The following is a 10338-nucleotide window of genomic DNA, read 5'->3' as shown; positions in this document are numbered from 1 at the left end:
CATAGTAACTGCCCACTTAGCCAGAAAATACGATTCCATTTGGCCAACTACTTAATAAACCGGAGTTAAAATGACCCTGGCAATTTTTGATCTGGACGATACCCTCATTGCGGGCGACAGTGATGCCCTGTGGGGAGAGTTTATGGCTGCCAATGGCCTGGTTGATAGTGAAAGCTTCAGGGCAGGTAACAACCGCTTCTATGAGCAGTACCAACAGGGGGTTATGGACATCCGGGAGTATCTGGATTTCTGCCTTAAGCCATTAACACAATACACCCTTGAGGCGCTTGAAACCTGGCATGGCCAGTTTATGGAACAGGTCATCAGCCCCATCCTGTTGCATAAAGCACTGGCCAGGATAGAACAACACCGCCAGCGTGGTGATTATATTATGATCATCACAGCAACCAATCGCTTTGTTACCAAACCCATTGCTGATAAGTTCAGGGTGGATACCCTGCTGGCCATTGACCTGGAGATTAGCGACAACCGCTATACTGGCAACGTTACTGGAATTCCCACCTATCAGCAGGGGAAAGTACTCCGGCTGCAGGAATGGCTGAATCAGCACCCGAAGCACTCAATGGCAGGCAGCTACTTCTACAGCGACTCACAAAATGACCTGCCGCTACTTAAGAAGGTCGATAACCCTGTGGCTGTCGACCCCGACCCGGAGCTCAAAAGCTTCGCAGAGGCCCATGGCTGGCCAATCATCAGTTTCCGTTAGTGGCGCTATAACCACGGAGACCATTAACGGCCAGTCATTGAACAGTTAACCGGCCAAAAATCGCTTTAATATAGTCCGTTTCCGGAATAGATGGATGCACAGGATGATCCGGTCCCTGGTGTCCCTGCTCCAGAATCTGAAGGTTACGGTCAATATGACGACTGCCAGCCCGTAGCAAATCAATCATATTATCCCTGTGCAAATGCATTGAGCAGGAGGCTGCCACCAGATAGCCATCCCTCTCCAGTAAACGCATAGCCAGCTCATTGATGCGACGATAGGCCTGTTCACCAGCCTTGATATCATTGCGCTTTTTAATGAAGGCCGGTGGATCAACAATGACCAGGTCAAACCGTTCCTGGCTATCTTTCAAAGCCTTCAATGCCTCAAAGGCATCACCTTGCAACGTATCCACCTTATGCTGGACTTCATTGAGTTCAGCATTGGCATGAACATTTTCCAATGCCAGGGCAGACGCATCAACGCAGGTCACTTTATCAGCCCCAAAAGCTGCCGCCTGAATGCCCCAGCCACCCACATAACTGAAAACATCCAGTACCCGTTTACCTTTTACATAATGCCGCAGGCGGTCTCGATTGAGCCGGTGATCATAAAACCAACCGGTTTTCTGGCCTTCCATCACCGGAGCCTGAAAGCTTACGCCATTCTCTTCAAGCACCACCACTTCCGGAACGGCTCCTGAAGCAACCAAAACATATTGAGGAAGGTCTTCAAGCTTGCGGGCATTGCCACTGTTCTTTAACAAAATACCTTTCGGTTTCAGAACCTGGTTTAACGCTTCGACGACTCCATCCCGAACCCGTTCCATACCCGCCGTGGATATCTGAACCACCAGTACCTGATCAAACCGGTCAACCACCAGCCCGGGCAATCCGTCACTATCCCCATAAATTAATCGGTAATAGGGCTTTTCAAACAATCGCTCCCTCATGCTCAGAGCAACGTTAATTCTATGGATCAAAAGCGCCTTATCCAGTGGTCGGTCAGCTTCCCGGCTGACCAGGCGGGCACAGATCAGGCTATTGGGGTTCACATAAGCAGTTCCCAACGTCTTGCCAAAGGAATTTTCAACCAGCACACACTCACCCACTGCAAAGCGCCTCAGTGGCGTGGTCTGCGTATCCACTTCATTACTGTATATCCACAGGTGCCCAAGTTTCAGGCGGCGGTCAGCCTTATTCTTCAGGCGTAATCGTTTTAATATCATGAGCTAACCCTTTTCAAGCAGGCAGATCCAGTCAAGCCGGGAATACCAGGAAACTATCAGCCAGCATTGGCAACAGTAGCTGGCTGATATAAAGATTGGCAAACACCGAAATGAGTCAGGAAAGATTACCAGCGTTACACGGCAGAAGTGCGTTGTATGGGTATAAGCGCTTTTCTACATTAGTTACTGTTCAATATAACTTCAGTGCATGTACGCATACTCTTATGTTCCTTGGAACTTTAGTCTATTCATTGCTTGAGATTAAAGTACCCACTGAGGAGCTGTAGAGATGTCTCATAACAATTCCCATAACAACGAAGAACCATTGAACACCCTGCTCCAGTCATTGATGGATAGCACTGATGACCGTTCAACGATGGATCTTCTTGAGTCAGCCCATAAAGGATTTACCCGGGGCGCCAATGACTTTGTCGAACAGGCAACAGGAAATATGTCGCCAGCCGATATTAAAAACCATCTTCGGACTTATCCCCTGGCACAAATGCTGATCAGCATTGTCAAATACCATGAGCTGAACAAGAACACGGATATTATCCGCAAAACGGTCATGGCCTTGCTGGATAGCCTTGAAGAGCGCGTACCTTCAGAGTCTTATGAGGCTCAGACACTGGAGTCAACGCTGCACTGACCACGTTCCGGCAAAAGCCACTGCAATGAGGGACCTGAGTAATGATTGATCCGAGCGAACTGCAAGAAAAAGGGTACATCATCGTTCCCGACCTGGTACCTGAGCAGTTACTCCAGCCCGTTATCAAAGCCATTACCGACTTTCTCGATGTTAATCTGGATGACCCCACAACCTGGTACCAGAAAAACCTGGGCAGTAATGGTATTGTCCCCATTCATCATCATCAGGCATTCTGGGATATCCGCCAGTATGAACCTGTCTACCGATTGTATGCTGACCTTTTAAAGACAGACGATCTCTGGGTAAGATTGGATCGAGCCTCCTTCAAACCACCCTGGCGCCCGGAGCATCCGGATAAGAAAGACGACAGTCAGATCCACCTGGACAGCCATCCGGAAAAAGTGTTCCTGCCAAGGTACCAGGGTATTCTCTACCTGACAGACACGGCGGAAAATCAGGGGGCATTCTGTTGTGTTCCCAGTCTTTACACCGGGAAACAAACGACACTGGATCGTAACTCTCTACTCTTTACTGATGAAGATCTGAAAGGCCATGATATTGTCCATCTGGCGGGCAAGGCCGGAACCTTCATTCTCTGGGACTCACGCTTGCCCCATGCCAGCAGCCTGAACCACCATGCAAAGCCACGCCTGACCCAATATATCTCCATGTTCCCGGCGGGTACCGAAGATAATCGGGAAGAGCGTATTCAGTTGTGGCGAGACAAAAGAGCGCCTGAGCGCTGGCGCAACTTTCCGTATCAACAGGACCCGGAACCCGGTGAGCCCGCTAAACTGACACCAGTTGGAGAACAGCTTCTGGGTCTTACGACATAGCAATTGTTCCAGAATAACTTCATTATTTTACTCAGTCCGGGAAAAGTTCGCCGCCCGCTTCCCGCCGCCCGCTGCCCGCAAAAGCACAAACGATTCCAGCTTTTCGGGTAGCGTCTGTAGAAATATGGAAGTTATTTCAGGACAGTTCCTTAGCCTCTGCAATAAGGCGAAGGGTCGTTTCTGTCAGCAAACTTACCGAACGCCAGAACTGACTTTTTTCTGCTTGCGACTCAGGCTCACTCTTTTTCAGTTGCAGCAAACTCTCTTGCAGTGCTTTCGGGCATAGCGCCGGACGCCAGGGAGCCTTTAGCTCCGGGTAGTTCTCCCGGTAAAAACGGGGCCAGTCAAACAGCATGCCGGGGTCTGCCTTGCCACGAAAGCCGGCAATATGTTCATGGCCAAGAACCCTCTCAGGGTCGCGCAAATTAGGATAGTGTTCTTTGAACCTGGCCATCACCCGCTGCAGAGATTGATACTGTTCGTCGGTAAACGGGAATACATTACCGTTATAATTCACCAGCTCAATGCCAATAGAGCAATCATTTAACCCCTGAATACTTTCCCACTCACTAACCCCGGCATGCCAACCGCGATGTACATAACCATCCAGGCAGTCAACCAGTTCATAAATCTCACCATCCGTATCGATCACCAGATGTGAAGACGCACAGGACTCAGGGTTCATAAATATGTCCAGCGTATCTTTCAGGTCTACCGCGGTATAATGAATTACCAGATAATCCACAGGAATTAACCAGTCATCCCTATTCGCAGTTTTTACCCTGTTCACATTCAGAGTCATAAGCACGCAGCCAGCCAGATATCAATCAACTTATCATTGTCTGATTATCCAGAGACTGCAAGCCGACGTAACGATAAAGAAATTATTGGAGGATAAACCATGGCCAAAGGGCTACTAAAGCATCAGGAGCGACAGAGTGCCCTGAGTCTGCTGGGAAAGGACCTGGCACGACGGGCAAAATCGAAATGTGAACTTTGTGAAGCGTCCGGCGTTCCACTGTCCATCTATGAGGTAGAGCCCGTTCCCGGTGAGCCAGATTACGACCACTGTCTGATGCTCTGTGAAACCTGCAAAACGCAACTGGAGCAGCCAACACGTCTGGAGCCCAACCACTGGCGATGCCTCACTAAAAGTATCTGGAGCCAGATACCTGCCGTTCAGGTGGTTTCTCTTCGACTGCTAAGAAAATTATCGGAAAAACAGGACTGGGCTATGAAAGCACTGGAGCATGCTTACCTTGAGCCTGACATTGAGCAGTTGAAATAAAAAGCTGAAAAGGGAACAAAAAAAGAGCCATTTATTGCCCAATAAATGGCTCTAAGTACCAGGATAAACCAGAGCGTCTAATTTATTGTTTTTCGCTTTAACATAACCAAAGCAACCTGGGTCCCAAGCACTTTCAGCTTGTCTTTGGCCTCTTTGTAGTGTCTATGCTTGCCATTGGCCCCTCGATCAGCAGACTGAAGAGCTGCTTCTGTATCCTGATCTGGCATCGTAACCACTACTGGAATAGGGACTTCGTTTTCAACTTCGCCCATGGAGTCGGCATAGTGAATCAGGCCGTTCATACGGTCTTTTCGCCAGGATACATAGTGGCTTTCTTGAATCGCCATCACGGCACTGACTTCATAAGGAATTTTTTTCTTACTTCCATACATGGGTAAACCTACATCCTTCTGCCAGTCATCGAATTTAACCCTGTTGTCTTTACCCTCATTAGGTATGGTCATGAATATCACTTCCGGACTATTATTATAGCGATCCGGTAAAAGTTCTTTTTTAGCACTTTGAACATCTCTATTCCGGTCTACACAGCTATCAATAAAGATATTGATCATCTCTTCAAAGTCATCTGCTCTCTTCATAACCGTTGTTGTTACCGTTCCCTTTGTTGGAGAGCTTTTTATATATCCAGTCATTGTTTTTTCAACTCTCATTCTCTCGCCATCTTTATTAACAAACTCTGACGTTTTGGAGCGAATGAAAGGAGTGCCATTTTGAAAGTACTTTTCCATTTCAACGGTGGTTTTCCTGGACTGATTTCCGTACTCATCATAGAACTCGTACTCCTTTCGGATTACATGCTCATCTAAATGATGATGCTCCTTCGTCAGTTTCAAGATTAAAACGCCCTGTTTATTAAAATAATGCTCAATAGTCTCTCCGGTAACATCACTATTATAACGATGAGATTTCTTTATCGTTTTATTATGATCAATCTTTAAATGATTAGGGATTTTCTCATCCTCTATCATAGATTTAAAATTTTCTGATTCTGATGAACGACCTTTGTCGGGTAACGTTCTACGGTCATTCTGCATCTCAACCAGGGCCACTTTATGCTTAAGTGACGTGGGCTTATTCCGTAACTCCGATGCACTTTGTAACGGCCCGGCTTCAGTATTCAAATAATCATAGATTTCCTTAAGTATCGGGTCTAAGATCTCAGCGGATTCCAGTAATTCTCCAAACGGTACAAATTTCAACTCGGCAAGATCAGCTTGAGTAAGCTTTTGATTTAAAGTCAGAGGAATGCCTCTTAGACGCATAAAACCTAAAGATGGATCAGGTAGAGAATTAACCGTAGCATGTAATGAATCTTGTACCGGACCTGCTGATATTTGTAATGATATTGCCGCTTTTTTATTTTTGCGATTTAAAGCATGGCCATCATCAAATTCCGATTCAACCATAAATTTTACAGTTTGCCCGGGTTTATTGAAAGCGTCATCCACAACATGAGGCGATAATTTTACTTCTCTCAGGCCACAGTGCAGCCTTATCTTATCAAGCTCATCATTTGGAATATAATTACGAACATTGTCGCAAATATTGAATTTCTTCAATAGGTTAACTAACTCGTTTAAGGATCTGGCTTTAACAAAATCCCCTAAACGATCAAGTGTTTCAATTTTATTTTCTGCATCGCTAATCAACGTACCCAGCAATCCATTATTTGAAATAGACATAAAGAACGATGCAAGGCCACAGTTATTGTTTCTTGCTTGAATACCTGCTCCTATATTCAGAGCAGCTTTAACACGAGGATTAATGATACCTTCGCCAGCATGAACAGCAGCAGCTCTGACATCAGGCAAAACACTCGATTGACCAGACCTTGCAACAAAGCCATTGGTAACATCTTCCAGGCTAGCGGAATGACTGGAACCATTCCTGGAAACTGGAACAAAATGACGTTGATTTTGCACAAAGCCGTCGTATTGACGCCCAAAAGTGGCTTTAAATGATAGTTCTGAGTCACGCAGTTGACACTTTTCCAGAATATCACCCAGTGACTCTCTACCACCATTAATGGCTGCCTCAACCTGCCAGGCAGTCAGTTGAATAGTACCAATATTTCTCCTTATCATTTGCCTGGTAACGGCATCCATAGGATATAACGTTTCAAGTTTACTAATGATTGGTTGCTTTTGCTCATCAGTAATCCTGACATGCCCGGATTGATCAGCCAGCGCTGACGGATCAATTGCTTGCTGCTGAATATCGTATCTCAGAGAGGGAGTCGGGTTATCCAGGCCCAGGGCATCCCAGGGCTTCAATACCTGTATTTGCTGATGGTCTGTGTATGGAGCTTGAGATCCAGTGTCGACAACAAATTCAAAACCATGTTCATCTGCAACAATTTCCCATGGGCTGGATCGTTCTGAGCTCTGATGAGATGAAACAGGACTCGCCTCATCAACCATCGCATCCAAAATATCCTCTACACTGACGAAAACGCTTCCTTCCTCAGAAGGACGGGTGGTTGATTGAATTGCCTGTAATCCATTGGTTCTCATCGGGCGTTGAGGGGCGGGGTCGATGGACTGATGAGATCCAGCAGCTTCTGTTACCTGTTCTGAATCGTTGGACTTGGAAATAGAATTCTCAGGTCTATTAGCGTTAGACAGCCCTTCTGCAGTCACTGTAACCTGGCCCGCCTCAACAGCAGGGCTTGGGGAGAGAAGGCTTTCTTTTTGGCGGACGTACTCCTCTTGCACATAGTCCAAAGTATCTTGTGTTTGCTTTATCCAACTTTTTCCACAAGCTGTCTCAATAGTCTCCTTGTTCAGTCCTAATGAGTTAATGCTATTCACAATTTTTTTAAGGTACTCACCGCGCAGATGAGCATATAAATAAAGATTATTGGATATTGCATCTAATTGCGCTTTAGTTGCATGCCCCAAATTTTCAGAGTCAGCCTGCGGTGAATTCTGAGTTACCCGCTGAGCTGGCCTGTCTGAAGCTTTTGTCAGGGCCGCATCGGGTCTTGCCGGGATTACCGGTGCTGGACGTGCAGACCCACTGCCCACTCCCGGGGGTAGATGCTTTCGCCTTGCTCCGCCAGACTCTGGGGCTTTCGGCAAATTCAGGCCTTCTGTCATAGCGGTAGTGGCAGCAACATTCGCTTCAGGCCTGATTGGCCGGAAGTGAGAGTTCCGAGGAATTAACGGCGTTTCCTGCTTTCTCTCTGTCGGTGGGCGCAAACGGGAAGTAGATGAACCTGAAGCATTAGCCGTTTGGGGAGTAGATGCATTGGTCTTTGGTAAATCAACCTGTATAACCGGGGGCCTAACGTTCTTCACAGCAGTACGTTGTGAACTGATCTTTGGCAGCAATTCTTCAGGCTTCCTGGAATGGTTTGCCTCATTGGCGCCCGCTATTCCCTGTTCTATGTCAAACCTGAGAGAAGGGGTCAGATCCTTACCCTTCAGGCCCAACCAAGAACCATAAGATGGGTCTGCATTCGTTGTCAGTGGGCGATCTCTCTCATTTTTAGCCGAATGAGTTTCCTCACGCTGCGTAGTCTGTGGCTTTAACAGACCTGCCCGGGTGCCCTGTATTTCTCTTTGAGTTCCAGATGATTGCTCAGTCCGGGTATGCACTGGGGATTTAATTTTAACAGGTTGCTTAGTTTTCGGTGGTTGATGTGAAGGTGTTACCCTTGGTTGTCCTGATCCATAGGCACCCTGACTCTTTGCAGGGGTTTGAGCCCCAATTTGGTACTTAGGGGAATATTTCTGCCTGTTCCTCTTAATTGTTGACTCAGGCTCCTTTCCTCTCAAGCCAGTTCCAGAATAGGGCTTCTGATCTAATTTCAATAGCTGGTGCGCTCTGACCACCTCTTTCAGGGCCCATCTATGTGCAGCATTTAATTTCGTATCAGAACTCAGCCCCTCTAAAAGTGGCATGACTGTTTCCGAGTATCTCAGTTTAGATAGAGCATGGTAAACCTGCTGTTCAGTTACATCTTTCATGAATCGGATGTTTTCAATTATTTCACTCTTGAAGATGTCGCAACACCCCCTGGCAATAGCCATCCAGGAATCTTCAGATGATTCAGTTGCTGTACTGGGGCTGTAGGGTGAAGATAACCGGGTAACTACAGTCTTTTGTCCGACTGAATAAGCGGAATAAAAGGGTTTTGGTGAATGCTGAGACCCCGTCTGGCGTATCTCAGTTCTTGTCACGGCGCAACCTGAAACTCTGGGAGACTCTGGCGGCCTTGTTGAACAGGGATGACCTGCGAATTGCCTCGATGGAACGGATTGTTCTGTTCTACCGTTGTTAGCATGCTGTTTATTACTTCCAAGAGTAACCGTTTCATGCCCACGCCCTGTAGAATCAGACGGACTACCACCAGGATGAGAACTTGTTGTTCCATAACCTGAATTCTTAACCTTTGGATCCATTTTTTACTCCTTAAATACTCTGGAAAGATTTTTTTAACCGTATGGTTTTAAGCGGCTTATGAACTTCCTGTATTCCACAAGGCTTAAAATTTCGCTTACTTCAAGCGATGGTCATTATATTCATTAAGAAATCACACCTTAAGCCTGAATTAGTTCTACTGATTTTCTAACTACTTCTTTAGATCAATAACAAGGACAATAGTTCATTAAAGAAAAAAATATACTCGGAAAGAAAACCAAATACTATTAAGCTATTGATATTTAATCACTATCTGATCATCGCGGGCAAATTGATTCGTTTATGGATAATCCATTTTAATTCACATCTCTAACAAGATGAGTCAATAAGCAGTAAAGGATTTCACCATTGCGCAGAATATAAACCAAATCAGAAGCTTGCACTCTGAGCCGGGAGGGCTTTATAGTCATTAGCATGAGACAATTATTCAAATATTATCCTCTCCTGTTACTTCTGCCCACCAGCTTGATGGCAGAGACAGCAGAGCCTGCCAATCCGGTCAGTGAACTGGATCTGTTTCAGGTTGTCATGCCCATGCTGATGGTGGTCAGCCTGATTTTTGCGTTGGCCTGGCTGGTCAAGCGGCTTAACCCCAAACTGCCAGCCATGGGAAAAGATATAGAGTTATTATCCAGCGCTCCTCTATCGAATCAGTCCCGCCTGACTCTGGTTCGGGTTTGTGGTAAAGACCTTCTTATTGGCATCACAGCAAGCCAGATTACTTTGCTTAAAGACTTTGATGCCCCGGTAGTCGATAGAAGTCATATCAAAGGGCAGGCAGATCTTTCAGAGCAGTTTAAAAAACTCCTGCGCTCCAAAACGGATGGTGATAAATCGTCTGAGAAAGCGGATGTTTAAAGGGTACCGAAATTAACCGCCCCGGACTTCAGATTTGACTCACTCATCTTGATCTTCGGGGCTATCACGCTTAACTGTTGCTTTGCGGTTTTTCCACACCCACTTATGCACAAATAAACTTATTCATAATTGGAAACAGGAGTTATACAGGTCTTGCACAGGTTATCCACAAAAACCTGTACACAACCTGTCAATGTCTCTTGATTAAAACCGCAACGAGCGCAACATTCGTTGTTATGATCCAAGGCTCTAGCTGCCTTTATGCCAGTCCTAAATACAATACACCACCCTGGAAACAGGGAAATG

8 protein-coding genes are annotated in these 10338 nt (G+C 46.2%); 5 read left to right on the top strand and 3 right to left on the bottom strand.

The genetic code is table 11. The features are described 5' to 3' along the window. The first annotated feature begins 70 nt into the window (after nt 1–70). Nucleotides 71–727: an HAD family phosphatase gene (locus tag KDK15_RS04745; RefSeq protein ID WP_257294216.1), complete on the top strand. Its 657-nt coding sequence runs from the start codon at nt 71–73 to the stop codon at nt 725–727. A gap of 34 nt (nt 728–761) precedes the next feature. On the opposite strand, the gene KDK15_RS04740 is transcribed toward KDK15_RS04745, so the two are convergent. Then, nucleotides 762–1955 (bottom strand): class I SAM-dependent rRNA methyltransferase, encoded by a 1194-nt coding sequence (locus KDK15_RS04740; protein WP_257294215.1) that lies wholly within the window; start codon nt 1953–1955, stop codon nt 762–764. Nucleotides 1956–2244: 289 nt separating this feature from the next. On the opposite strand from KDK15_RS04740, the gene KDK15_RS04735 reads away from it, so the two are divergent. Beyond that, the gene (locus tag KDK15_RS04735; RefSeq protein ID WP_257294214.1) at nt 2245–2604 is read left to right on the top strand and encodes a hypothetical protein; all 360 of its coding nucleotides are present in this window, start codon (nt 2245–2247) and stop codon (nt 2602–2604) included. Nucleotides 2605–2645: 41 nt separating this feature from the next. Continuing rightward, nucleotides 2646–3440 carry a phytanoyl-CoA dioxygenase family protein gene (locus KDK15_RS04730; RefSeq protein ID WP_257294213.1) on the top strand — a complete coding sequence of 265 codons (795 nt, stop codon included), beginning with the start codon at nt 2646–2648 and terminating at the stop codon, nt 3438–3440. A 136-nt stretch (nt 3441–3576) separates the two neighbouring features. Here the strand turns inward: KDK15_RS04730 and KDK15_RS04725 are convergent, their stop codons facing one another. Further along, nucleotides 3577–4242 (bottom strand): N-acetylmuramoyl-L-alanine amidase, encoded by a 666-nt coding sequence (locus tag KDK15_RS04725; RefSeq protein ID WP_257294212.1) that lies wholly within the window; start codon nt 4240–4242, stop codon nt 3577–3579. A gap of 99 nt (nt 4243–4341) precedes the next feature. On the opposite strand from KDK15_RS04725, the gene KDK15_RS04720 reads away from it, so the two are divergent. After that, nucleotides 4342–4728 (top strand): phnA protein, encoded by a 387-nt coding sequence (locus KDK15_RS04720; RefSeq protein WP_257294211.1) that lies wholly within the window; start codon nt 4342–4344, stop codon nt 4726–4728. Between the two features lie 77 nt (nt 4729–4805). On the opposite strand, the gene KDK15_RS04715 is transcribed toward KDK15_RS04720, so the two are convergent. Next, on the bottom strand, nt 4806–9155 hold the full coding sequence (locus KDK15_RS04715) for a hypothetical protein (protein WP_257294210.1): 4350 nt from the start codon (nt 9153–9155) through the stop codon (nt 4806–4808). A gap of 433 nt (nt 9156–9588) precedes the next feature. Here KDK15_RS04715 and fliO point away from each other — a divergent pair, with 433 nt between their 5' ends. Beyond that, entirely contained in the window at nt 9589–10032 is a 444-nt protein-coding gene (gene fliO / locus KDK15_RS04710; protein WP_257294209.1) for a flagellar biosynthetic protein FliO, read from the top strand. Nucleotides 10033–10338 lie beyond the last annotated feature (306 nt).

Origin of the sequence: Endozoicomonas sp. YOMI1 (genome assembly GCF_024606345.1) — a bacterium.
Taxonomy (GTDB): domain Bacteria; phylum Pseudomonadota; class Gammaproteobacteria; order Pseudomonadales; family Endozoicomonadaceae; genus Endozoicomonas.
Note: the sequence above shows the minus strand (reverse complement) of the source record. Positions and strands in the feature narration are given on the sequence as shown.